The following is a 25,039-nucleotide window of genomic DNA, read 5'->3' as shown; positions in this document are numbered from 1 at the left end:
ACCTCATGTGGAGCGTGATAAGGAAGGGGTATGCTGATTTATTGGTGCGGTTTTTTTGTCGTTGTGCTCGTGATGTTCGCGCATATCATGTGCCTGCGCCGGAATTGCAGGGCATTTCGCCAGGATCGTGATGCACAACAGGAAGGCTATCAGCGCGCGTTAAAGATCATCCAGTCCATGCAAGCAAATGAGCAAGGGCAGGCGAAACCCGAAGCGGCTTCTGAAAGCGGCGTTGCTCAATAGGCGCGAGCAACGCCTGATTGTATTAACCAAATCCCATCGTTTGCAGCGCAACCAGGCTAAGGCCCATTACTGACATCCCGCAAAGCACGCCATAGCTTGGGTTGTTGTTGGGGTCTATCTCTTTAGCCAGCGGCATCAGTTCATCAACAGAGAGCGCGACCATAATGCCGGCAACCGCTGCCATGACCGCCGCCATCACCATCGGGGAGACCAGGCTTCCCAGAATCAGCCAGGCTAGAACCCCACCGAGAATCTCGGCAAAGCCGGATATCCCCGCCCAAAAAATTGCCGTTCGTTTTGAACCCGTTGCCGCATAAACCGGTCCGGCAACCGCAAGACCTTCTGGAATATTGTGCAAGGCTACCGCCAGGGCAATACCGAAACCGAGTTCAAGGTCGTTACTGGCCGTCACAAAGGTGGCGATCCCCTCCGGAAAGTTATGCAGGCTGATGCCCAGCGTCAATAAGATCGCTGTACGTTGGATCTTGCGGGGGACCGGGTGCTGCGAGCACGAACCCTGCATTAAATCCTGCGGGTGTGCATGGGGGAGCATACGGTCAAGGGCAAAGTAGCCCAACAGGCCGATGACGAACATGCCATAGCCCAGCATGGGTGACATGCCTTCGGTAGCCAGTGCGGCTGGCAGCATCTCCATAAGGGAGATAAGCAGCATAATACCGGCGGCAAATCCCAGCGAAAATGCCAGTACACGGTTTGACGGTTTCTGGCCAAGAACCCCCAGAAAGGCGCCGATAAAGGTAGCAGCGCCGGCAAGTAACGTCAGAATCAGTGGGGCTGACATGTATCACTCCTTATGATAATGATTCTCATTAATGTTAAATATTAATGGGTTCCAAAGCGAGGCCGCCGCATCACCTTTACGCAATTCTTACATTCAAAAATTCTGAATATCTTCATCATGCTTATCTGAGTTCATCACCCGATGAATAAGCGTAATGTGTGTTCATTAAATATGACACACTCAGTAAGGATATCATCATGTCTGCACCTCGCATGCCAGCACTGTTTTTGGGCCACGGCAGCCCGATGAATGTTCTGGAAGATAACGTTTATACCCGCGCCTGGGCTCAGCTTGGCGAAATACTGCCGCGTCCTAAAGCTATTGTGGTTGTCTCAGCACACTGGTTTACGCGTGGTACCGGGGTAACCGCAATGGAAGCGCCGCAGACAATCCATGACTTTGGGGGATTTCCTCAGGCATTGTACGACACCCATTACCCGGCACCGGGCTCGCCTGCGCTGGCCCAGCATCTGGTTGAACTGCTGTCGCCCGTGCCGGTCACTCTGGATAAAGAAGCCTGGGGTTTTGACCACGGCTCCTGGGGCGTGTTGATCAAAATGTATCCGAATGCCGATATCCCGATGGTGCAATTGAGTATCGACAGTACCAAACCAGCGGCATGGCATATGGAAGTAGGGCGTAAGCTGGCGGCACTGCGCGATGAAGGCATAATGCTGGTGGCGAGCGGTAACGTGGTGCATAACCTGCGTACGGCACGCTGGCATGGCGATAGCTCGCCTTATCCGTGGGCGACCGCTTTCAACGAATTTGTGAAGAATAACCTGACATGGAAAGGGCCGACCGAACAGCATCCGCTGGTCAATTATATGGAGCATGAAGGTGGTTCGCTTTCTAACCCTACACCGGACCATTTCCTGCCGCTGCTCTATGTTTTGGGGGCGTGGGATGGGGTGGAGAATATCTCGATTCCGGTAGACGGTCTGGAAATGGGCAGCCTGAGTATGCTGTCGGTGCAGGTAGGCTAAGGCTTTGTAGCCCCGGGAAGCGTATGCGCACCCAGGGCTCCTTGTCGCACGTTACTCAACAAAAATATGCGGATAGAAACGTGACAGATCCTGGGTGATCAACGCCCGGTCTTCACGAATACCAATACCCGCAGGTTGATCGTTGATAAGCCAACTGCCAATCAGCGTGTAGCTGTCGCCAAACCTGGGTAACTGACAGAACTGCTGGACGATCATCCCTTCTTCGCCGTATGGGCCTTCGACTTCTTCGATCGTTTTGCCATTTTCGATAATGGACACATTTGCCCCTTCGCGAGAGAAGATAGGCTTAATGACGTATTTTTCCATTTCCGGGTGAGCATCTTCAGCAAACCAGGCGGGTAACAGGTTCGGATGGTTGGGGAACATCTCCCACAGCATTGGCAGGAGCGCTTTGTTCGAAATAATGCTCTTCCATGCCGGTTCCAGCCAGCGAACGCCTGCATCTTCCAGCTTGGTCGAGAAGTCTTCGCGCAGCATATACTCCCAAGGGTACAGCTTAAACAGATTACTGATCACCTGATCCTGCAGATCGGTAAACTGCCCTTTTTCCCCCAGGCCAATATCTTCAATATAGAGAAACTCGCTGGCCACATCCGCTTCTGCGGCGCAGTCTTGCAGATATTGCACGGTACCTCGATCTTCAACGGTATCGCGACAGCAAGCGAAATGCAGCAGGTTAAAGCCATGCTGTTCGCGTAGCTCTGCAAAACGCTCAATAAGTTTTTCCTGCAGGCTGTTGAATTGATCGCAGCCTTCCGGCAGCTTGCCGGCGGTTATCTGATCTTCCAGCCAAATCCATTGAAAAAATGCCGCTTCATACAATGAGGTTGGTGTATCGGCATTATTTTCCAGCAGCTTCGGTTCGCCGGTACCATCCCACGCCAGGTCAAGGCGTGAATAAAGCGACGGCTGCCCGGTTTTCCAGGACTGACGTACAAAGCCCCAGGTGTGCTTTGGAATGCGGAATTTCGCCAGCAGTTCATCACTGGCGATAACCTTGTCCACAACCTGCAGACACATCTGATGGAGCTCGGCGGTGACCTCTTCCAGTTTCTCCACCTGGGCGAGCGTCAGTTTGTAGTAGGCATCTTCACACCAGTATGGCTCGCCATACATGGTGTGAAAGTTGAAACCATACTCGGTGGCTTTCTCGCGCCAGTCGGGACGTTCGACAATGTTGATTCTTTCCATGGTCATCAGCCGCCCATTGAACGGGTTGAGGTGCCGCTGGCGCTACGCTGCATAGAGGCGGCTTGTTTGGCCACGGACTGACCAAAACCGCCACGCGTGATGGTGGAGGTCGTTGCAGGTTTTGGTGCCATCGCGGTTTTCGAAACCGTTGCGCTACGGCCAGGCTGGGCTGCACCATAGCTTTTGCCGCTGGCATCGGTGTATTGACCATAGGCCGGGCTGGCCGGGTTTTTGGAGCTGAACAACGGCTGCTGGGCATAACCCGCGCCGCCGCCCATCAGGCGACCCATCATGTAACCTGCCATCAGCGGCATCCAGAAACTGCCACCAGACTGTTGTGCCTGCGCCTGGTTTTCCGTCGCCATACCTGCCTGAGCAGGAGCTTGCTGACACTGACCTTCGCCAAACTCAGCGACGCAATCCTCGCGCGATGCATATTTCGGCGCGGTACGCGCTGCTTCTTTCAGCGCATTGTCATAGGTGGTTTTACATTCGGCGCTTTTGTCCGGGTTCGCCGAAGCACAGTCATCGGCATTTTGATACATTTTTACTGTTTCATCGTTTTGTTCGCACCCTGCCAACATAAAGACGGCAGTCACGGCCAGCGCTACGGGCGTCAGGTGACGCGCGCCCCAGCTTTTGCGAAACATCGCATGATTAATATTTTTTGTCCGTTTCATATTTGTCTTCCGAGACCCACAGGTATTAATAAAAGGTCAGGATAGTGGATGAGTGTCTGAAAATGAAGCAGGAGGCGGGTCAGCAGGGGGGATCTTTACGTTGCCTTACGTAAAAACGGGGGCTGTATGCCCCCGTACGATAATAATGGGAAAAAAGAATTAATGCGTTGTTTTGCGCACGCTGGCCGGCTGTGTCTGAGGAGCCTGTCCGTTTGCCATCTTCTCAACGCGAGCTTCTTGCTCTGGGTTTTCCGGCGCCACATTTTCTGGCGAGGTAGAGATAGGTTTACCCAGTGTATTGTTCAGCGCCAGGAGATCCTGTTCATTCAGGGTGCCGAGAGCAGATTTAATATTCAACTGGTTAATCAGATAGTTATAACGCGCGCTGGAAAGTTGCTGCTTCGCGTTATACAGCGTGGTAGTTGCGTCCAGTACGTCCACAATGGTACGTGTACCCACGGAGTAACCTGCTTCCATCGCATCCAGAGAACTTTGCGCAGAAACAACGGCTTGTTTATACGCGTTGATGCTACTGATGGAGGCATTCACGTTGTTGAAGGAGGAACGAACGGTCTGTACAACGCTGCGGTGTGCGCTTTCCAGTTGCTCGCTTGCGCCAACAAAGTTGTACTGTGCCTGTTTCACCTGCGAATTCACCATCCCGCCCTGATACAGCGGCAGGGAGAAGCTCAGGCCCACTTTATTCTGACCAATTTTGCTGTCGTCATACTGGGCGCTGTTGGTACGGGAGCCGCTGTAAGAAGTATTCGATACCGCAGTAGACGCGGTCAAATCGAGCGTCGGCAGGTGACCATCTTGCGCCTGGCGAATCTGCTCACGCGCCAGATCCTGGCTCAGACGTGCCTGCAGCAACGTCAGGTTGCGGCTTTCTGCGTCCTTCAGCAGTGTGTTCACCGCCTGAGGTTTGTCTGTTTTGAAGCCATCAACGTTCAGTGATGCCAACTGCGGATAGTAATTACCGGTGACCTGACGCAGTGACTCGACGGCATTGTCGAGATTGTTACGGGCGGTCACTTCGTTAGCCAGTACGGTGTCATACTGTGAACGGGCGTTCTGTACGTCGGTAATCGCAACCAGACCCACATTAAAACGCTGGGTAGTTTGGTCTAACTGACGGTAGATGGCCTGTTTCTGCGCTTCGGTATAAGAGAGCGAGTCAATCGCGCTTAATACGTTAAAATAAGCGGTGGCAGTATTCAAAATGAGCGTTTGCTGATCGGTCTGGTACGTCACATCCTGGATGCCTGCGGATTTTTCCTGTAACGTCAACGCACGCCATTTGGACATATCAAACAAGGTTTGCGTAAGCTGCAGGGAGCCGCTGGTGGCGTTGGAGTTCACACCATTGCTGTCGCGATAGCCATTGCTGTAGGTGTAATCCGCACCCAAACCCAGCTGTGGCAGTAACGGGCTGCGCGCTTCGTTAATTTTCTCGAAAGCTGCATCACGATCGGCGGCGGATTTACGCAGATCGGGGTTGCTTAAACGCGCCTGCTGATAAACCTGCAACAGGTTTTCTGCCTGGCTCATAGCACTGAAACCTGTCAGGCTCAGGCCGATAAGAATGGGGAGCAATTTCTTCATTTGCATTCCTTGTTGTGAAGCATGAATAGCGCTGATCTAAATTCAGAAATATTCGCCGATTCTAACAGAGAGCGCCACCGCTGAAGGTTGGCGTAAAGTGCCATCCGACGTAAATTTGCCCCAATCTATCACATGGCGCTTTAAACGGCAGTCAAACAGGCTTGAAAACCACAAAATCAACATTAATTAATAACAGGATATCCGCATGAGTAAGCCAGAAACCTCTGCTGTGACTTTCACAAAAAACGATGTAGAAATTATTGCACGGGAAACGCTCTATAGCGGTTTTTTTTCGCTCGAACTCTACCGTTTTCGTCATCGTTTGTTCAATGGTGAGATGAGCGGTGAGGTACGGCGCGAAATTTTTGAACGCGGCCACGCTGCAGTCTTGCTACCCTTTGACCCAGTAAGGGATGAAGTGGTGTTAGTCGAACAGATTCGCATTGCTGCGTTTGATACCAGCGAAAGCCCATGGTTGCTGGAGATGGTGGCCGGCATGATCGAAGAGGGCGAGTCTGTTGAAGATGTCGTTCGACGTGAGGCGGTAGAGGAAGCCGGGCTGACCGTGGGGCGGGTAAAAAAGATGTTGAGCTATCTGGCAAGCCCTGGGGGCACCAGCGAGCGCTTATCCATATTGGTTGGCGAAGTGGACGCCACGCAGGCCGAAGGTATTCACGGTCTGGTGGATGAAAACGAAGATATTCGTGTTCATGTGGTGAGCCGGGAACAGGCTTACCAGTTGGTAGAAGAGGGGAAAATCGACAACGCAGCGTCTGTCATCGCCCTGCAATGGCTGCAACTGCATTATGAGAGCTTACGAAACGAGTGGAAAAAATGAAGCGTTATACACCTGACTTCCCTGAAATGATGCGCCTGTGCGAGACCAATTTCGCGCAGCTCCGCCGCCTGTTGCCGCGTAACGACGAGGCAGGCGAAACAGTGAGCTATCAGGTGGCGAATGCGCAATACCGGTTAACGATTGTCGAGTCCACCCGCTACACTACGCTTGTGGAAATCGAACAGACCCTGCCCGCAGTCAGCTACTGGAGCCTGCCATCAATGACAGTGCGCCTGTATCACGACGCGATGGTAGCCGAAGTGTGTTCGAGTCAGCAGATCTTTCGTTTTAAAGCGCGTTATGATTATCCGAATAAAAAGTTGCATCAACGCGACGAAAAGCATCAAATTAATCAGTTTCTGGCCGACTGGCTACGTTACTGTTTAGCACATGGAGCAATGGCGATTCCGGTTTGTTAGCGTAGTGAAACCTAAGGACACCATTTGGAAAGCCTGTTAAACCTTCCTCTGGCTGGTGGGGCCAGAGTCAGGATATTACAAATTACAGACACTCACCTGTTTGCCGAAAAACATGAAACGTTGTTAGGTGTGAATACCTGGGAAAGCTATCAGGCCGTACTGGATGCCATTCAGGCCCAGCAGCGTGAGTGTGATTTGATTGTCGCCACGGGCGACCTGGCGCAGGATCAGACCGCTGCGGCTTATCAGCATTTTGCTGAGGGCATCGCAAGATTTGGCGCGCCTTGTGTCTGGCTGCCAGGCAATCATGACTTTCAACCGGCGATGTATACCGCACTGCAGGAAGCAGGAATATCCTCATCCAAACGGGTAATCACTGGCGATAACTGGCAAATTCTCCTGCTTGATAGCCAGGTATTTGGCGTTCCGCACGGTGAGTTGAGTGAATTCCAGCTCGACTGGCTGGAAAAAAAACTGAGTGCCAGTCCTGAACGTCATACGCTGCTATTGTTACATCATCACCCGTTGCCTTCGGGATGTAGCTGGTTGGATCAACACAGCCTGCGCAATGCCGCAGAGCTGGATAACGTGCTGGCGCGTTTCCCACATGTTCGCTACCTGTTATGCGGGCATATTCACCAGGAACTGGACCTCAACTGGAATGGCCGCCGCCTGTTAGCGACGCCATCGACCTGCGTGCAGTTTAAACCGCATTGCGCCAATTTCACGCTCGACACAATCGCGCCGGGCTGGCGCTGGTTGGATCTGTACCCGGACGGAAGCCTGCAAACTGAGGTCTGTCGTTTGCAATGCACGCGGTTCAACCCGGATACCGCGTCAGAAGGATACTGATGGCCACGCTCCTTTATTTGCATGGTTTTAACAGCTCGCCGCGTTCTGCGAAAGCGACGCAGTTGCGTCATTGGCTGGCTGAACATTACCCTGATATCAACGTTGTCGTTCCCCAGTTGCCCGCTTACCCGGCGCAGGCTGCGGAACTGCTGGAATCGTTGGTGATGCAACATGGCGGGCAGCCGCTGGGTATTGTCGGTTCGTCCCTTGGGGGCTACTACGCAACCTGGCTCTCTCAGTGCTTTACGCTGCCAGCGGTAGTGGTGAATCCTGCCGTTCGCCCGTTTGAATTGCTGGCAGAGTTCCTCGGTAACAACGAGAACCCCTACACCGGGGAGCAATATGTGCTAGAGTCTCGCCATATTTACGAGCTCAAAGTGATGCAGGTCGACCCGCTGGACGCGCCGGATTTAATCTGGTTGCTGCAACAGACAGGGGACGAAGTGCTGGATTACCGCCAGGCCGTGGCGTATTACGACGCATGTCGTCAGACGGTAGAAGAGGGCGGTAACCATGCATTTGTGGGCTTTGAGAATCATTTCACACAGATTGTCGATTTCCTTGGGCTCCATTGAGCCCGCCGGGAAACGAAGCGGTCACTATCTACGAACACACCATGACGCAATCCTATAACGCTGATGCCATAGAGGTACTCACCGGGCTTGAGCCGGTTCGCCGCCGTCCGGGGATGTATACCGATACCACCCGTCCCAACCATCTTGGTCAGGAAGTTATTGATAACAGCGTGGACGAAGCGCTGGCAGGCCACGCGAAGCGCGTGGATGTCATTCTGCACGCCGATCAATCTCTCGAGGTCATTGATGATGGTCGCGGTATGCCGGTGGATATTCACCCGGAAGAGGGGGTGCCTGCGGTCGAGCTGATTCTTTGCCGTCTGCACGCTGGCGGCAAGTTTTCCAACAAGAACTATCAGTTCTCCGGTGGCTTGCACGGCGTAGGGATTTCTGTGGTCAACGCCCTGTCTCGTCGCGTGGAAGTGAACGTGAAGCGTGACGGTCAGATTTACAATATCGCTTTCGAAAATGGCGAGAAGGTCAGCGACCTCAAGGTTGTCGGGACCTGCGCGAAACGCGCGACCGGTACCAGCGTCCACTTCTGGCCGGACGAGAAGTTCTTCGACAGCCCGCGTTTTTCCGTCTCCCGCCTGAGCCATCTGTTGAAAGCGAAAGCCGTGCTGTGCCCTGGCGTGGAAATCACCTTTAAAGATGAGGTGAACAACGCCGAGCAGCGCTGGTGCTATCAGGACGGTCTGAATGACTATCTTGCCGAAGCGGTAAATGGCCTGCCGACGCTGCCGGAAAAACCGTTTATTGGCAACTTTGCGGCTGAAACCGAAGCCGTGGATTGGGCACTGCTCTGGCTGCCGGAAGGCGGTGAGTTGTTGACGGAAAGCTACGTCAACCTGATCCCTACCATGCAGGGCGGTACTCATGTAAACGGTTTGCGTCAAGGGTTGCTCGACGCGATGCGTGAGTTTTGCGAATACCGCAATATTCTGCCGCGCGGCGTGAAGCTCTCGGCGGAAGATATCTGGGAACGCTGTGCATATGTGTTGTCGGTGAAGATGCAGGATCCGCAGTTCGCCGGACAGACCAAAGAGCGTCTGTCATCGCGCCAGTGTGCGGCCTTTGTTTCCGGCGTAGTGAAAGATGCCTTTAGCCTGTGGCTGAACCAGAATGTGCAGGCCGCAGAAATGCTGGCGGAAATGGCGATTTCCAGCGCCCAGCGTCGCCTGCGTGCCGCGAAGAAAGTGGTGCGTAAAAAGCTCACCAGTGGCCCGGCGCTGCCAGGCAAACTCGCTGACTGTACCGCTCAGGATCTCAACCGTACCGAGCTGTTCCTGGTGGAAGGTGATTCGGCGGGCGGTTCTGCCAAGCAGGCGCGCGATCGTGAATATCAGGCGATCATGCCGCTGAAAGGTAAGATCCTGAATACCTGGGAAGTCTCCTCTGATGAGGTGCTGGCTTCGCAGGAAGTGCATGATATCTCTGTGGCGATCGGTATCGATCCGGACAGTGACGATCTGAGCCAGTTGCGTTACGGCAAGATCTGTATTCTGGCGGATGCTGACTCGGATGGTCTGCACATTGCGACGCTGCTGTGCGCGCTGTTTGTGAAACATTTCCGCACGCTGGTGAAGAACGGCCATGTCTACGTTGCTCTACCGCCGTTGTATCGTATCGATCTGGGCAAAGAAGTTTACTATGCCCTGACCGAAGAAGAGAAAACGGGTGTGCTGGAGCAGCTTAAGCGTAAGAAAGGCAAGCCAAACGTGCAGCGCTTTAAAGGCCTGGGTGAAATGAACCCGATGCAGTTGCGCGAGACGACGCTTGATCCTAACACTCGCCGACTGGTGCAGCTCGTCATCAGTGATGACGATGATCAGCGGACGAATGCAATGATGGATATGCTGTTGGCCAAGAAACGTTCGGAAGATCGTCGCAACTGGCTGCAGGAAAAAGGTGATATGGCGGATATTGAAGTTTAAGCCACTGAGACTCTTCAGGCCTGGTGGCCTGAAGAGTGTTTGCCTCAGTTAGTCCATTATCGCTTTCTGTTTCGGCGAGAGGGGCTGTGTTTCAGGGGCAATTTCCGGCCAGAGTTTTTCATATTTTACCCCAGTCAGATCTTCCACAATGCTGCGTGTTTCAGGTGTTACTGCGGCACGTGAACCATTCTTTTTCAGTCTATCTACCTCATCAACAAACACTTTGTGGGTCTGTTTATTCAAATGGAAGGTCAGAGCCTGCCATAAGGCGAGAACCAGCAAACCTGCGGTACCGATAAACAGTGTCATGGCAATGGTATGCACTGCTTGTTCTGGCTGGACCTGGCTGCCTTTTACAAAACCGCCCTCCTGCAAAATAAAACCGACAACAAAGGTCGCAATAGCGACGGTAGTTTTGCGAGAGAAGGTCATCACCGCTGCAAACAGACCTTCACGGCGCTGACGCGTAATCATCTCATCAATATCCGGAATAAACGGGAAGACATTCCACGGGGTAAATTCCAGAACACAGCGACCGACCTGGTACAAACCGGCCAGGATAATCAGCAACAGGGCTTTTTGCTCCGTCGGGAAGAGATAAATCAGCAGAATACCGCCAAGGCAAAGCATCATCGTACTGTAGGCAAAAACATAAAGTTTTGATGGGCCAAATTTGATGATAGCGAAACCGGCCACCAGCGTAACGGGCAGACCGATGATACTCATCGACAGCAGGCTTCCCGCAAACGCGGAGGAAACTTGCAGGCAATAGACGCAGAAAAAGACGAAAACGGTATTGTAAATGTCTTTGGCGGTAAACGAGAGCAGATAGATGGCCAGATGTTTACGGAAGGCTCTCACTTTCAGCGTTGACAAGTAGTCCTTAAAAAGGCCCAGAATATTGACCCGTGAAGCTGAGCGATCGCTTTCCAGTTCGGCAAGCATTTCCGGCGTTAATTCGCGCTCCCAGGTCACTTTCCACGAGATAAATACGCAAACCATAAAAGCCACGGCAAATACGATGCCGTTTATCAGATAGGCTTCCGCACTCTTTTCGCCGAGGTAGCCAATCAGCAGCCCCGGAATAAATGTGGCGAGAAAGGTTCCCGTTGCAGAAAGAAACATACGCCCGGTGGATAGTTTTGTCCTGGCGTTGAAATCTTTGGTCATTTCAGAGGGCAGCGTTTCCCACGGGATAAGCACCATGGCAGCGATAATTTCAAAGGCAAGATATACGCTGAGATAGAACCAGTAGTTCATGCCATTAAGCCAAAGAAGAGCATAAACCAGCATTAACGGTGAACCAATCAGCAGGAAAAATCGGCGACGACCAAATTTCTTACCCAGTCTATTTTTATAAAAATGGTCTGTGAATGTTCCCATGAACAAACTGATAATAGCATCGACAATTCGCGCTATAGCTACGATGGAAGCGGCTTCTAATGGCGAGAGGCCCACAAACGTTGTGTAATAAAATAATAGCCATGCGCCAATGACGGTAAAAGCACCACCACCCATAATATCGGTAAGACCATAACCGATACTGACAGGTATGGTAATTTTTCTTTCTGAGTTCTTCATGTTTTATCTCGATTATAAAATCAGAAATTGAAATAAGAACGGGCGTTGTCAGCGCAAATCCCTTTGATCATACTGGATAAAATATCCATATCTTCTGGTACTTCGCCCCGATCCACCCAACCGCCTATAAGATTGCAAAGAATACGTCTGAAATAATCATGGCGGGTATAAGACACAAAACTACGGGAATCCGTAAGCATGCCAATAAAATTGGCAAGTAATCCCTGGTCGGCCAGAGTCATTAATTGATTGTTCATGCCGCGTTGGGTATCGTTAAACCACCAACCAGAACCGAACTGCATGGGTGATTTAATCCCTTCTTCGCCGCTCTGAAAATTAGCCAATGCCGAGGCTACAATATCGTTATAACCAGCGTTTAAATTATAGAGAATGGTTTTAGGCAGACCATTATTTTCCGCCATTGCGTTAAGCAGGGCATTTAAATTCGCAGCCAGGTTCTGTTGGTCGGCAATTGAATCAAAACCACTATTAATACCAATAGCGTGATATTGCGGCATATTATTATTTCGGATAGCACCGAAATGAATCTGCATTGCCCACTCTTTTTGCTTATAGAGAGCAGCGAGTTTCACAAAGATAATGCTGTTCCATGCCTGCATCCCTTCGGCGGGAAGTGTTTGTTGCGCCATTCTGGCCGCAAAAAGCGCCTCTGCTTGTTCATCGCTGACGCGCTGATAGCTCACTTCTACCGGGCCATGATCGGAAATACGACAGCCAACCTCATGGAAGAAATCGATACGCGCAGCAATCGCAGCAATGAATGATGAAAAATGCGTAATATTGACTGAGCTTATTTCAGCGAGTTGAGTGACAAATTGGCTAAACCGGATAGGATCCGTTTCGAATAACTCATCGGGGCGAAATGTCGGTAATACGCGCGTAGCGAACCCTTTCTCATTTTTAAGACGCTGGTGGTATTTCAAATCATCCAGGGGTTTATCCGTCGTGCAAATAATTTCAACATTTGACCGCGAAATAAGTGCGCGAGGTGAAAAATCACTACTTTTTAGTTTATTGTTACATTCATTCATCACTTCACGCCAGTTGTTACGGTTTAGCGGGGTGTGAATATCAAAATAGGTGGCGAGTTCAAGATGTGTCCAGTGATATAACGGATTGCCAAAGCTGGATTCAACCGTTTTAGCCCAGGCTTCAAACTTCTCCTCAGCAGAAGCATTGCCTGTAATATATTTTTCCTGAATGCCATTGGCGCGCATGGCTCGCCATTTGTAGTGATCACCTTCAAGCCAGAGCTGGGTGATATCGCGAAAAGGTTTGTTTTCGAAAATGTCCCGGGCTTCAAGATGACAATGATAATCCAGTATCGGCTGTTTCTTCGCATAGCGCGTATATAGTATTTTTCCTGCTTTACTGTTAATCATAAAATCGTCGTTAATCAACGTCATGATCGACTTGCTCCTGAAATTTTTACCTAAGGTTTTTTTATAAATGCAATAACTGAGCTGTATTTACGGTATACCTAAAAACCGCACAGTCTACTACCATACCAGATAAGTTTTTAATTATGTGAAGGGTGTCAAATTTTGAAATAGTGTTTTAACTGTGCTTGTAGTTAGATTGTTAACGGGTGCTTAACATATTGTTCAATATATTTAACCTCGTTTATTGATTCAGAAAATCTATTGATTATTAAAGCCCGTCGTTTTACTGTACTGCTCATCAGCTACTAGTATGGTAGATATTTTTGCTCATTCGGGTTGAGGTTGTTCTATGCAGATGACAATGCGGTGGTTTGGGTCAACAGAGGACAAAGTTTCTCTGGAATATATTCGTCAGGTTCCGGGCGTAGAAGGGGTTGTCGGTGCGTTGTACGACATCCCGGTGGGTGAAATATGGCCCGAAGATAAGATTGAAGCGCTGGTCGGCCAGGCCACTGCCGCCGGCCTGAAAATGGAAGTCATCGAGAGCGTTAATATTCATGATGACATCAAAATTGGCCTACCGAGCCGCGACCGTTACATTGAAAATTACAAGCAAACCATTCGCAATCTGGCGCGGTTTGGTGTGAAGGTCATTTGCTACAACTTCATGCCTGTTTTTGACTGGATGAAGACTGACATGAACTATGTTCTGCCAGACGGCTCCCTGACCATGGCCTTTGAGAAAAAGGATATTGATAAAAGCCTGGAAGAGGTGGTGAGTGAGGTGCTCAGTAATTCAAACGGCTTTGCACTGCCTGGGTGGGAACCTGAACGTCTGGCGCAGGTACAGAAATTATTTGCCAGTTATAAAGGTGTCGACGACGAAAAATTACGGGAAAATTTAGTTTATTTTCTCAAGGCAGTCATTCCGGTTTGTGAAGACGTTGGTGTCAAAATGGCAATTCATCCGGACGATCCGCCGTACTCTATTTTCGGCCTGCCGCGCGTTGTCAAAAATCGTCAGGATCTGGATTGGCTCTGTAACGCCGTCGATTCAGAAGCCAATGGTATCACCCTGTGTACGGGCTCAATTGCCGAAGACCCTGAAAATAATGTCTACGAGATTCTGGCTGAATTTACCCGTCGCAAGCGTATTCATTTTGCCCATGTGCGTAATATTAAACTGATTAAGGATAAAGACTTTTATGAGTGCGCACATCCGTCACAGTACGGATCTCTGGATATGTACAAAGTGATGCAAGCGCTGCACGACAATGGTTTTGATGGTTATATTCGCCCGGATCATGGCCGTTTTATCTGGGGGGAAACCGGTCGTCCGGGCTACGGATTATACGATCGCGCGCTGGGTGTCACTTACCTGGTGGGCCTGTGGGAAGCGTTGCAAAAACAGTCGGCGTAATGTTCTGAAACTGGCGGTATTGCCTCGCCAGATCCCTGCGGTTCTGAAATCAGGCACGCCTGAATAAGGCGTTTTACGGCGCAACCGGATGTCCCGGCTGCGCTTTTTCATAACCGTTATCTCTCTCCTTCCCGGTCTACTCCCCCTCTACTCCTCATGGCGTACAACGCCGCTTCAACGCTTTTATTCTCACTTTAAAGGTGTATTTTATTTGCAATATATCGTTTCAACCGACGCATATTTTATTAAGGATGAAACATGCAACGCATTGTTATACCAACACATTATGTGCACGTGCGCTCAACACCGTTATGGACTAAAGAGACTGCCCCCGCCTCTATCTGGCAGCGGCATCTGGATGCCGGTACGCGCCAGGGGGTAAATCCACGCTTGTGCGTTATGCAGGGGGCGATTCGCTATTACGGCTATGCCGATGAAACCAGCCCGCAACCGGTGGAAACGATGACCATCGAAGCCGGACAGTTTGGCGTATTTCCGGCAGAAAAGTGGCACCGCATTGAAGCGCTATCAGACGATACGGTATTCAACGTCGATTTTTGGGTCGATCCCAAAGTACTGATTGAAGGTTGAGGGGGATGTCATGACAACGGAAAACAAAGGCTATTCGCTGGCCGTCACAAACCGTGGCAGCAAAACAACGGCAGAAAAAGTGTATCTGAAACCGATGGCGCTCTATGTGCCGGATATCGCCGTCGCGGCGGTGGCTGAGCTGGTTGAAAAATTGGCGGATAAGAGCGCAAGCGAGAAGGGTTTTATCCTGACGGTGACCAATAACAACAACGGCGTGTCAGTGGATAAAGATTTCTCTGCGCTGGCAGAGCTGCACGATGCTACTGTGGCGGCGGATGCGGTCAAAGATCTGATCAACATCGTGCGTGGCTATGAGTCTGATGAAGAGACCAACGTCTGCGGATGGTGAATCGCTTTTGATGTCGCATGAAGGATGATGTCATCGTGATTTACCCCTGTGAGATGAAAATTTAAAGCCTTTATCTCACAGGGTTAATGGCAACGCGTATCGCCGATCCCTTGTATAGCCCGGACAAGACGCTTACGCCGCATCCGGGAAACCCTGAGACAAGATCGGGGGACGACGAGGGGATTAGACCCCTTGTTCCAGAATGCGGATATGCGTTTCCAGCACATCGCCTTTCACGGCTTCGCTCCAGGCTTTCATATGTGGCGTTTGCAGATGCGCTTCTAAATGCGCCACGCTCTCCCAGTTTTCCACCATGATAATGGAGTCCGGTGCGCTCGTCTGGAAACTGACGCCTGCGGCATGGTCAACCCACGGCGCATAGCCATGGCAACCCTCTTCCTGCAATACAGTCGGGATAATTTTTGCGAATTGATCAAGGACCGCCTGGCGATGGTGCTGGCCAGGACGGGTACGAATTTCAGCAATCACTGTCAACATGGTTAACTCCTTCTAAGTCCAGCTTCACAGTTAAGCAAAAATCTCCGCAAGATGCTTGCGATATTCCTCAATATAACGCGGCACATCTGGCATTTTGATCACGTCATTCGCGATAAAGCTCGGCAGAGCTTCCATCCCAAGGAACTGATTCGCTTTGTGGAACGGCAGATAAACACCGTCAACGCCGACGCCATGGAAGAACTGCTCTTCATCGGTAAAGGCATCAAGCGGTGCGTTCCACGTCAGAGAAAGCATGTATTTTTTCCCCTGAATCAGACCACCGGAACCGTACTTTTTCGCGCCGTCAGAACGGGTTCGCCCATCGCTGGCATACAGCGAGCCGTGGCCTTCGGTAAACACATCGTCCATGTATTTTTTTACGGTCCAGGGAGCACCCATCCACCAGCCTGGCATCTGCCAGATAACCACATCGGCCCAGAGAAAATTCTGCACTTCTTCTTTAACATCATAATCTCCGTCGGTACGTACGCTTTTTACTGCGTGTCCGTTATCGCGCAGAAAACTTTCGGCGACAGAGGTGAGGGTGTCATTGAGTTGACCTTTAGAGTGGGCGAATTTTTTTGCGCCGTTGATAATCAGGATATTGCTCATTTTTTGTCCTTAGCGAAACGTTAATGCCGGTAATTTTATCCCGCATGCGTCAATGACAAAACTGGCAAAGCGTGCAAAGACTTTTGCATTTAAAGCAATAATCGCTTTCGGAGTGGGACTGAAACGACTGCGCGTATTGCGCAAGATCGGTCAGGATTAACCGTCGTCGAACCGCCAAAGTAGCGCCTCAGGAGGATGCGATGAACGACACGCGTAAGGCGGTTTATTCAGCACGTTTCAGAATGGTTTGTCACTACATTGAACGTCATCTGGATGAGCCCTTATTACTGGAGGCATTGAGTGCGATTGCGCACTGCTCGCCTTTTCACTTTCACCGGATGTTTACAGCCTGGAGCGGAATGCCGCTTTATCGCTATATCCAGTGGCTGCGGCTGCGTCACGCCTCATGGCGGCTGGCGTTTAATCCGCACGATAAAATTATCGATATCGCCCTGGATGCGGGTTTTCAAAATCCGGAGTCGTTCAGTCGCGCCTTCAAAACGGCGTTAGGCGCCAGTCCCCGTCAGTTTCGTCGTGAACCGGACTGGGTGAACTGGCACCGACGCGTACCGAAAAACGTTTCTCAGGAGCGAACGATGAAAGAGATCAACATAGTCCTGTTTCCGACCACGCCAGTGGCGATGCTAAAACACCGGGGCGACCCGGCGCAGGTGAATGCCAGCGCCGCGACATTTATTGAGTGGCGGCGAAGTAGCGGACTTTCGCCGGTTGAGCGTTATCCGACATACGGTATTGCATGGGACGATCCCGAGTCAGTGCCTGCCGACGCGTTCCGCTTTGATATTTGTGCGGCCGTGGAGCAGGCAGTACCGGCAAATACGTTTGGCGTCGAAAATGGCGAAATCCCCGGCGGGCGCTGCGCGGTCATCCGTCATCATGGCTCGCTCGACTCCGTGGGAGAGAGCGTGTATCACCTTTTTCGGCACTGGCTGCCGGAGAGTGGTGAAACCGTGCGCGATTTCCCGGTCTTTTTCCACTATCTGAATTTTGTGCATCAGGTGCCTGAGCACGAACTCAAGACCGATATTTACCTTCCCCTCGTGTAAGCCTGACGCGGCCACCAGCCTTCGGTGGCCGCCAGATGCCTGAACAGGCGAAAGTCCCCCGGCGCGATAGGTTTTGTACGCGCATCACTATGCCTTAACGTCACAGATAGGGTAGTATCTGCGGCAATATTGCCGCCGAAAAGGCGGACGCACATGTTGAGGAATCACACTTAATGAGCGATATGGCAGAGCGCCTTGCGCTACATGAATTTACGGAAAACGCGTATCTGAACTATTCCATGTACGTCATCATGGACCGTGCGTTGCCGTTTATCGGTGATGGCCTGAAACCTGTTCAGCGTCGCATTGTTTACGCTATGTCTGAATTGGGGCTGAGCGCCAGCGCCAAATTCAAAAAATCCGCCCGTACCGTGGGCGACGTACTGGGTAAATATCACCCGCACGGCGACAGCGCCTGTTACGAAGCCATGGTCTTAATGGCACAGCCATTCTCCTATCGCTACCCGCTGGTTGACGGGCAGGGGAACTGGGGGGCGCCGGACGACCCGAAATCCTTCGCCGCAATGCGTTATACCGAATCCCGTTTGTCCAAATACGCCGAAGTGCTGCTGGGTGAACTGGGGCAGGGGACGGCGGATTGGGTTCCAAACTTTGATGGTACGCTGCAGGAGCCGAAGATGCTACCTGCGCGCCTGCCGAACATTCTGCTAAACGGCACCACCGGGATTGCAGTCGGGATGGCGACCGATATCCCGCCGCATAACCTGCGTGAAGTGGCAAAAGCGGCGATCACCCTGATTGAACAGCCGAAAACCACCCTCGACCAGATTCTGGATATCGTTCAGGGGCCGGATTACCCGACCGAAGCAGAAATCATCACGTCGCGAACTGAAATCCGTAAAATTTACGAGAACGGTCGCGGCTCCGTACGTATGCGTGCGGTGTGGAAAAAAGAAGACGGCGCCGTGGTGATTACCGCGTTGCCGCACCAGGTTTCCGGTGCGCGCGTACTGGAGCAGATTGCCGCCCAGATGCGCAACAAAAAGCTGCCGATGGTGGATGACCTGCGCGATGAGTCCGACCACGAAAACCCGACCCGTCTGGTGATTGTGCCGCGCTCCAACCGCGTGGATATGGAGCAGGTTATGAACCACCTGTTTGCCACCACCGATCTGGAAAAAAGCTACCGTATTAACCTCAACATGATCGGTCTGGACGGACGTCCGGCGGTGAAAAACCTGCTGGAGATCCTCACCGAATGGCTGACTTTCCGTCGCGATACGGTACGTCGTCGCCTGAATTATCGTCTGGAGAAAGTGCTCAAGCGCCTGCATATCCTTGAAGGCCTGCTGGTAGCATTCCTCAATATTGACGAAGTGATTCATATTATTCGCACCGAAGATGAGCCGAAGCCGGTTCTGATGTCGCGGTTTGGCATCAGCGAGACCCAGGCCGAAGCCATTCTCGAACTGAAATTACGCCACCTCGCCAAACTCGAAGAGATGAAAATTCGCGGCGAGCAGGACGAGCTGGCAAAAGAGCGCGATCAACTGCAGGCTATCCTTGCCTCTGAGCGCAAGATGAATAATCTGCTCAAGAAAGAGCTGCAGGCGGATTCCGATGCCTTTGGCGACGACCGCCGTTCACCGCTGCATGAACGCGAAGAAGCGAAAGCGATGAACGAACACGATATGCAGCCGTCTGAGCCAGTGACTATCGTACTGTCGCAAATGGGCTGGGTACGTAGCGCTAAAGGCCATGACATTGATGCACAGGGCTTAAGCTACAAAGCAGGCGATAGCTGGAAAGCGTCGGCGAAGGGCAAGAGCAATCAGCCGGTGGTCTTTATCGACTCGACCGGGCGCAGCTATGCCATTGACCCGATCACGTTACCTTCTGCGCGTGGGCAAGGGGAGCCGTTAACCGGTAAACTGACCCTGCCGCCGGGTGCCGTTGTTGAGCATATGGTCATGACCAACGAAGACCAGAAACTGCTGATGGCGAGCGATGCCGGTTACGGTTTTGTCTGCACATTCAACGATTTGGTGGCGCGAAACCGTGCGGGTAAGACGCTGATCAGTCTGCCGGACAACGCCCGTGTGATGCCGCCGCTGGAAATTGAAAACGACGCGGATATGCTGCTCGCGATCACCACGGCAGGCCGCATGCTGATGTTCCCGGTGGGCGATCTGCCGCAGTTGTCAAAAGGCAAAGGCAACAAGATAATCGGCATTCCGTCGGCCGAAGCCGCCAAAGGCGAAGACGGCCTGGCGCATCTCTACCTGCTGCCGCCGCAGAGCACGCTGACGATTCATGTGGGTAAACGTAAAATCAAACTGCGCCCGGAAGAACTGCAGAAAGTGCAGGGAGAACGTGGCCGTCGCGGGACGCTGATGCGCGGCTTGCAGCGTATCGATCGCGTTGAGATTGATTCACCGTCCCGCCCCAGCGTCGGAAACAGCGAAGAGTAATTGTTCTGCATTCATCCCCCACACATCGTTGGGGGAATGACTAATTTTTCCCGTAAAAGCGTTGTTTATTCCAGAGTTGCGATTAACAATACGTTTTTACGACCCCGCATCTAACCAGGCCTGAGTGTTGCAGGCTAGTGTTTATGCACATAGGGATGGGTTTTCGAGGTAGCTATGCTATTTATTGTTCGCTTCATCATCGTTGTTATTTATTCCATTCTGGTGTGTGTCTTTGGTTCTCTTTACTGCCTGTTCAGCCCACGTAATCCGAAGCATGTTGCTACCTTCGGGCATATGTTTGGCCGCCTGGCTCCGGTATTTGGTTTAAAGGTCGAAAAGCGTTTCCCGCAGGGTTACGAGCAGCATGGCAAGGCTATCTATATCGCGAATCACCAGAACAACTACGATATGGTCACCGCGTCTAACATCGTTCAACCGCCAACCGTCACCGTCGGCAAAAAAAGCCTGCTGTGGGTGCCGTTTTTTGGTTTGCTTTACTGGTTAACGGGCAACCTGCTGATCGATCGTAATAACCGGGCAAAGGCGCACGGCACCATTGCACAGGTGGTGAAACATATTCAGAAGCGCAATATTTCTGTCTGGATGTTCCCGGAAGGCACCCGCAGCCGTGGGCGTGGGTTGCTGCCGTTCAAAACAGGGGCGTTCCACGCAGCCATCGCCGCTGGCGTGCCGATTATTCCGGTTTGTGTCTCTGGTACGTCGAATAAAATCAATCTTAACCGCCTGAAAAACGGGTTGGTGATTGTCGAAATGCTGCCCCCCATCGATACCACTGGTTACGGTAAAGATCAGATTCGTGAACTGGCCGCGCATTGCCATGAGCTGATGAAAACGAAAATCGATGAGCTGGACAAAGAAGTGGCTGAGCGCGAGGCCACAGGAAGGGTCTAATCCTTTTGCTATATTGATGCCGGGAAATGATTTCCCGCGCGGTTTATTCAGTTTTTACACGGAGCAACTATGTCACTCAGTCGGCGTCAATTTATTCAGGTATCCGGGGCTGCATTCTGCGCAGGCGCGATACCGCTGAGGGCGAACGCCGCCGGGCAGCAACCGCCGCTGCCGATACCTCCGTTAATTGAATCCCGTCGCGGGCAGCCGCTTTTCCTGACTCTTCAGCGTACGCACTGGTCATTTGCCACCGGAACGCGCGCGCAGGTCTGGGGGGTTAACGGGCGTTATCTTGGGCCGACTATCCGGGTCTGGAGCGGCGATGACGTCAAAATGATTTACAGCAACCGTCTGGCAGAAAATGTCTCTATGACGGTGAGCGGGCTGCAAGTGCCTGGGCCATTAATTGGCGGCGCCGCGCGGATGATGACTGCGAATAATGACTGGGCGCCAGTGCTGCCGATTCGCCAAAGTGCCGCCACGCTCTGGTATCACGCCAACACGCCGAACCGTACCGCACAGCAGGTTTACAATGGCCTCGCCGGAATGTGGCTGGTGGAAGATGACGTCAGTAAATCGCTGCCCATTCCGAACCACTACGGTGTGGATGATTTCCCGATTATTATCCAGGATAAACGGCTGGATAATTTTGGTACGCCGGAATACAGCGAGCCAGGCAGCGGCGGCTTTGTCGGCGATACCCTGATGGTCAACGGCGCGCAAAGCCCGTTTGTCGAGGTGTCGCGCGGCTGGGTGCGTTTACGTCTGCTCAATGCCTCAAATTCTCGTCGTTATCAGTTGCAGATGAGTGACGGACGTCCCCTGCATGTGATCTCCGGCGATCAGGGGTTTTTGCCTGTTCCCGTGTCGATCAAGCAACTGGCGCTGGCGCCGGGTGAACGTCGTGAGGTGCTGGTTGATATGACCAACGGTGATGAGGTTTCTGTCACCTGCGGTGAAGCGGCTGGCATTATGGATCGTCTGCGCGGCTTTTTTGAGCCCTCCAGTATTTTGATTTCCACCCTGGTACTGACGCTGCGGCCTACCGGACTGCTGCCACTGGTCACCGATACTTTACCGATGCGGCTTTTGCCATCGGACATCATGACCGGTACGCCTGTGCGCAGCCGCGATATTACACTGGGCAGCGATCCGGGGATCAACGGGCAACTGTGGGATCCGCAGCGTATCGACACTACCGCTCAGCAGGGCTCCTGGGAGCGCTGGACAGTGCGTGCGGACATGCCGCAATCATTCCATATGGAAGGCGTACAGTTCCAGGTGCGTAACGTCAATGGCGCAATGCCGTTCCCGGAAGATCGTGGCTGGAAAGATACCGTGTGGGTTGATGGCCAGGTGGAGTTGCTGGTCTATTACGGGCAACCGTCATGGCCGCATTTCCCGTTCCAGTATGGCAGTCAGACCCTGGAGATGGCGGATCGCGGCTCGATCGGGCAGTTGCTGGTGAATCCGGCGGCCTAGTCGATATGGATGCTACTCTGTCGCCCGACAGCGTTCCCGGATGACGGCGTAAACGCCTTATCCGGGCTATATCCTCTTCGGGTTCTGAGGCGAAAACCCCACACATATTCCTTCATTTCATGTATTGATCCAGCGTATAATCCACGCCCTTTGTTTATTTTTTTGCCACTTTTTTGGAAGCAAGATGAGCGCAATATCCCTGATCCAGCCGGATCGCGACCTTTTTTCATGGCCCCAGTACTGGGCGGCCTGCTTTGGTCCGGCTCCGTTTTTACCTATGTCCCGCGATGAAATGGATCAACTCGGCTGGGATAGCTGCGACATCATTCTGGTAACGGGCGATGCGTATGTCGATCACCCGAGCTTCGGTATGGCTATCTGTGGTCGTATGCTCGAAGCCCAGGGCTTTCGCGTTGGCATCATTGCCCAGCCTGACTGGAACAGCAAAGACGACTTTATGCGTTTGGGTAAACCAAACCTGTTCTTCGGTGTGACCGCAGGCAACATGGACTCGATGATCAACCGCTATACGGCGGATCGTAAGCTGCGCCATGACGATGCCTACACCCCGGATAACGTGGCGGGTAAACGTCCGGATCGCGCGACGCTTGCGTATACCCAGCGTTGCAAAGAAGCCTGGAGAGATGTGCCGGTGATCCTCGGTGGCATTGAAGCGAGCCTGCGCCGTACCGCCCATTACGATTACTGGTCCGATACCGTGCGCCGTTCGGTGCTGGTGGACTCCAAAGCCGACATGCTGATGTTCGGTAACGGTGAACGTCCGCTGGTGGAAGTGGCGCATCGTCTGGCACAGGGCGAGCCTATCTCAGAGATTCGCGATGTCCGTAACACCGCGATCATGGTGAAAGAAGCGCTGCCGGGCTGGAGCGGCGTGGATTCACGTATTATTGATATGCCGGGTAAAATCGACCCGATTCCGCATCCCTACGGCGAAGATTTGCCGTGCGCGGATAACAAACCTGTCGAGCCGAAGAAAGCCGAAGCGAAAGCTGTCGTTGTTCAGCCACCGCGTCCGAAACCGTGGGAAAAAACCTACGTGCTGCTGCCCTCCTTTGAGAAGGTCAAAAGCGACAAAGTGCTGTATGCCCACGCTTCGCGTATTTTGCATCATGAAACCAACCCCGGCTGTGCTCGTGCACTGATGCAAAAACATGGCGATCGCTACATCTGGATTAACCCGCCGGCTATCCCGCTTTCTACCGAAGAGATGGACAGTGTGTTTGCCCTGCCGTACAAGCGTGTTCCGCATCCGGCCTACGGTAACAGCCGTATTCCGGCGTACGAAATGATCCGTTTCTCCATCAATATCATGCGCGGCTGCTTTGGTGGCTGCTCCTTCTGTTCGATCACCGAACACGAAGGGCGCATTATTCAGAGCCGTTCGGAAGATTCGATCATTAACGAGATCGAAGCAATTCGTGACACGGTTCCGGGTTTTACCGGCGTCATCTCCGATCTGGGTGGCCCAACGGCCAACATGTACATGCTGCGCTGTAAGTCGCCGCGCGCGGAACAAACCTGTCGCCGTTTGTCCTGTGTGTACCCGGATATTTGCCAGCACATGGATACCAACCATGAGCCGACGATCAATTTGTACCGCCGCGCACGCGATCTGAAAGGCATCAAAAAGATCCTGATCGCCTCCGGGGTACGTTACGACATCGCCGTAGAAGATCCGCGTTATATCAAAGAGCTGGCGACGCACCACGTGGGTGGCTATCTGAAGATTGCCCCGGAACATACCGAAGAAGGGCCGCTGTCGAAGATGATGAAACCGGGCATGGGGAGCTATGACCGTTTCAAAGAGCTATTTGATACCTTCTCGAAGCAGGCCGGTAAAGAGCAGTATTTGATCCCGTACTTTATCTCTGCTCACCCTGGTACGCGCGATGAGGATATGGTCAATCTGGCACTGTGGCTCAAGCGCCACCGTTTCCGCCTCGACCAGGTACAGAACTTCTATCCGTCACCGCTCGCTAACTCAACGACCATGTATTACACCGGGAAAAACCCGCTCGGTAAGATTGGTTATAAGAGTGAAGATGTGGTGGTGCCGAAGGGCGACAAACAGCGTCGTCTGCATAAAGCGCTGCTGCGTTACCACGATCCGGCGAACTGGCCGATGATCCGTCAGGCGCTGGAAGAGATGGGTAAAAAGCACCTGATTGGTTCACGTCGCGATTGTCTGGTACCGGCCCCGACGCTGGATGAAATGCGTGAAGCGCGTCGCCAGAATCGTAATACCCGTCCGGCGCTGACCAAACACACCCCGATTGTTCATCAGCGTCAGAACGGTTCCACACGCAGCGAAACCGCAAAGCGTGGCGTTGCGAAAAACGGCGCAGTGAAAAGTGATGCTGTGAAAACGGGGGCTGTGAAGAGTGGCGCGGTGAAAAGCGGCGTAATGAAAAATGATAACGCGAAAAAAGCGGTGAAGCGTAAGGGGAGCTAACGATTCACCTGCCCCTTACCCTTCGGGAGAGGGGCTGTAGCCCGGATAAGGCGTTTAGCGCCGCATCCGGGAA

The 25,039-nt window shown here is 52.3% G+C and carries 23 protein-coding genes; 15 read left to right on the top strand and 8 right to left on the bottom strand.

Going from position 1 to position 25,039, the window contains the following annotated elements; genetic code table 11:
• Nucleotides 1–30 precede the first annotated feature (30 nt).
• Nucleotides 31–243, top strand: a complete 213-nt coding sequence (locus ABIB59_RS13410; protein WP_039078102.1) for a hypothetical protein — start codon at nucleotides 31–33, stop codon at nucleotides 241–243.
• Nucleotides 244–265: 22 nt separating this feature from the next.
• Here the strand turns inward: ABIB59_RS13410 and zupT are convergent, their stop codons facing one another.
• Nucleotides 266–1,045 carry a zinc transporter ZupT gene (zupT, locus tag ABIB59_RS13405; RefSeq protein ID WP_039078101.1) on the bottom strand — a complete coding sequence of 260 codons (780 nt, stop codon included), beginning with the start codon at nucleotides 1,043–1,045 and terminating at the stop codon, nucleotides 266–268.
• 197 nt (nucleotides 1,046–1,242) lie between these two features.
• Between zupT and ygiD the strand changes: the two genes are divergently transcribed.
• The gene (gene ygiD / locus ABIB59_RS13400; protein ID WP_354035745.1) at nucleotides 1,243–2,031 is read left to right on the top strand and encodes a 4,5-DOPA-extradiol-dioxygenase; all 789 of its coding nucleotides are present in this window, start codon (nucleotides 1,243–1,245) and stop codon (nucleotides 2,029–2,031) included.
• Nucleotides 2,032–2,082: 51 nt separating this feature from the next.
• Here the strand turns inward: ygiD and ABIB59_RS13395 are convergent, their stop codons facing one another.
• From ABIB59_RS13395 to tolC, 3 genes are all read right to left on the bottom strand, one after another.
• A complete protein-coding gene (locus ABIB59_RS13395) occupies nucleotides 2,083–3,243 on the bottom strand; it encodes a glutathionylspermidine synthase family protein (RefSeq protein WP_039078189.1) in 1,161 nt (386 codons plus the stop codon).
• Between the two features lie 5 nt (nucleotides 3,244–3,248).
• Nucleotides 3,249–3,923 carry a DUF1190 family protein gene (locus tag ABIB59_RS13390; RefSeq protein WP_039078099.1) on the bottom strand — a complete coding sequence of 225 codons (675 nt, stop codon included), beginning with the start codon at nucleotides 3,921–3,923 and terminating at the stop codon, nucleotides 3,249–3,251.
• 159 nt (nucleotides 3,924–4,082) lie between these two features.
• Entirely contained in the window at nucleotides 4,083–5,528 is a 1,446-nt protein-coding gene (tolC, locus tag ABIB59_RS13385; protein WP_039078098.1) for an outer membrane channel protein TolC, read from the bottom strand.
• Between the two features lie 205 nt (nucleotides 5,529–5,733).
• Here tolC and nudF point away from each other — a divergent pair, with 205 nt between their 5' ends.
• From nudF to parE, 5 genes are read left to right on the top strand one after another with little or no spacing between them, the layout of a single operon-like run.
• Nucleotides 5,734–6,366, top strand: coding sequence for an ADP-ribose diphosphatase (gene nudF, locus ABIB59_RS13380; protein WP_039078097.1), 633 nt, complete (start codon nucleotides 5,734–5,736; stop codon nucleotides 6,364–6,366).
• Nucleotides 6,363–6,785 (top strand): DUF1249 family protein, encoded by a 423-nt coding sequence (locus tag ABIB59_RS13375; RefSeq protein ID WP_039078096.1) that lies wholly within the window; start codon nucleotides 6,363–6,365, stop codon nucleotides 6,783–6,785. Before nudF ends, ABIB59_RS13375 begins: the two co-directional genes overlap by 4 nt.
• Before the next feature lie 24 nt (nucleotides 6,786–6,809).
• Entirely contained in the window at nucleotides 6,810–7,637 is an 828-nt protein-coding gene (gene cpdA / locus ABIB59_RS13370; RefSeq protein ID WP_039078095.1) for a 3',5'-cyclic-AMP phosphodiesterase, read from the top strand.
• Nucleotides 7,637–8,212, top strand: a complete 576-nt coding sequence (yqiA, locus tag ABIB59_RS13365) for an esterase YqiA (protein WP_039078094.1) — start codon at nucleotides 7,637–7,639, stop codon at nucleotides 8,210–8,212. The genes cpdA and yqiA overlap by 1 nt, the downstream gene beginning before the upstream one ends.
• Before the next feature lie 41 nt (nucleotides 8,213–8,253).
• Complete coding sequence (gene parE, locus ABIB59_RS13360) at nucleotides 8,254–10,146, top strand: DNA topoisomerase IV subunit B (RefSeq protein WP_039078188.1); 1,893 nt, start codon at nucleotides 8,254–8,256, stop codon at nucleotides 10,144–10,146.
• A 48-nt stretch (nucleotides 10,147–10,194) separates the two neighbouring features.
• On the opposite strand, the gene ABIB59_RS13355 is transcribed toward parE, so the two are convergent.
• Nucleotides 10,195–11,727, bottom strand: a complete 1,533-nt coding sequence (locus ABIB59_RS13355) for an MFS transporter (RefSeq protein WP_071194541.1) — start codon at nucleotides 11,725–11,727, stop codon at nucleotides 10,195–10,197.
• 20 nt (nucleotides 11,728–11,747) lie between these two features.
• On the bottom strand, nucleotides 11,748–13,154 hold the full coding sequence (gene uxaC / locus ABIB59_RS13350) for a glucuronate isomerase (protein WP_354035741.1): 1,407 nt from the start codon (nucleotides 13,152–13,154) through the stop codon (nucleotides 11,748–11,750).
• 325 nt (nucleotides 13,155–13,479) lie between these two features.
• Here uxaC and uxuA point away from each other — a divergent pair, with 325 nt between their 5' ends.
• The 3 genes from uxuA (at nucleotide 13,480) to ABIB59_RS13335 (ending at nucleotide 15,490) form a co-directional block, all read left to right on the top strand.
• On the top strand, nucleotides 13,480–14,550 hold the full coding sequence (gene uxuA, locus ABIB59_RS13345) for a mannonate dehydratase (protein WP_079497099.1): 1,071 nt from the start codon (nucleotides 13,480–13,482) through the stop codon (nucleotides 14,548–14,550).
• A gap of 258 nt (nucleotides 14,551–14,808) precedes the next feature.
• Entirely contained in the window at nucleotides 14,809–15,141 is a 333-nt protein-coding gene (locus ABIB59_RS13340) for a TehB family protein (protein WP_039078090.1), read from the top strand.
• A 10-nt stretch (nucleotides 15,142–15,151) separates the two neighbouring features.
• A complete protein-coding gene (locus tag ABIB59_RS13335) occupies nucleotides 15,152–15,490 on the top strand; it encodes a DUF1869 domain-containing protein (protein WP_039078089.1) in 339 nt (112 codons plus the stop codon).
• Between the two features lie 183 nt (nucleotides 15,491–15,673).
• Here ABIB59_RS13335 and ABIB59_RS13330 read toward each other — a convergent pair whose 3' ends face one another.
• Entirely contained in the window at nucleotides 15,674–15,988 is a 315-nt protein-coding gene (locus ABIB59_RS13330; protein ID WP_039078088.1) for a putative quinol monooxygenase, read from the bottom strand.
• A gap of 30 nt (nucleotides 15,989–16,018) precedes the next feature.
• The gene (locus ABIB59_RS13325) at nucleotides 16,019–16,600 is read right to left on the bottom strand and encodes an NAD(P)H-dependent oxidoreductase (protein WP_047373098.1); all 582 of its coding nucleotides are present in this window, start codon (nucleotides 16,598–16,600) and stop codon (nucleotides 16,019–16,021) included.
• 200 nt (nucleotides 16,601–16,800) lie between these two features.
• On the opposite strand from ABIB59_RS13325, the gene ABIB59_RS13320 reads away from it, so the two are divergent.
• From ABIB59_RS13320 to ABIB59_RS13300, 5 genes are all read left to right on the top strand, one after another.
• Nucleotides 16,801–17,667: an AraC family transcriptional regulator gene (locus tag ABIB59_RS13320; protein ID WP_071194544.1), complete on the top strand. Its 867-nt coding sequence runs from the start codon at nucleotides 16,801–16,803 to the stop codon at nucleotides 17,665–17,667.
• A gap of 173 nt (nucleotides 17,668–17,840) precedes the next feature.
• Nucleotides 17,841–20,099, top strand: a complete 2,259-nt coding sequence (parC, locus tag ABIB59_RS13315; RefSeq protein ID WP_039078085.1) for a DNA topoisomerase IV subunit A — start codon at nucleotides 17,841–17,843, stop codon at nucleotides 20,097–20,099.
• Nucleotides 20,100–20,273: 174 nt separating this feature from the next.
• The gene (locus ABIB59_RS13310; RefSeq protein ID WP_039078084.1) at nucleotides 20,274–21,011 is read left to right on the top strand and encodes a 1-acylglycerol-3-phosphate O-acyltransferase; all 738 of its coding nucleotides are present in this window, start codon (nucleotides 20,274–20,276) and stop codon (nucleotides 21,009–21,011) included.
• A gap of 69 nt (nucleotides 21,012–21,080) precedes the next feature.
• Nucleotides 21,081–22,493 (top strand): cell division protein FtsP, encoded by a 1,413-nt coding sequence (ftsP, locus tag ABIB59_RS13305; RefSeq protein WP_354035737.1) that lies wholly within the window; start codon nucleotides 21,081–21,083, stop codon nucleotides 22,491–22,493.
• A gap of 184 nt (nucleotides 22,494–22,677) precedes the next feature.
• Nucleotides 22,678–24,966 carry a YgiQ family radical SAM protein gene (locus ABIB59_RS13300; RefSeq protein WP_502910508.1) on the top strand — a complete coding sequence of 763 codons (2,289 nt, stop codon included), beginning with the start codon at nucleotides 22,678–22,680 and terminating at the stop codon, nucleotides 24,964–24,966.
• The last annotated feature ends 73 nt before the right edge of the window (nucleotides 24,967–25,039 follow it).

The sequence above is a fragment of the Citrobacter sp. UYEF32 genome, assembly GCF_040546205.1.
GTDB classification, from domain to species: Bacteria; Pseudomonadota; Gammaproteobacteria; order Enterobacterales; family Enterobacteriaceae; genus Phytobacter; species Phytobacter diazotrophicus.
This window is presented reverse-complemented; position numbering and strand designations above follow the sequence as displayed.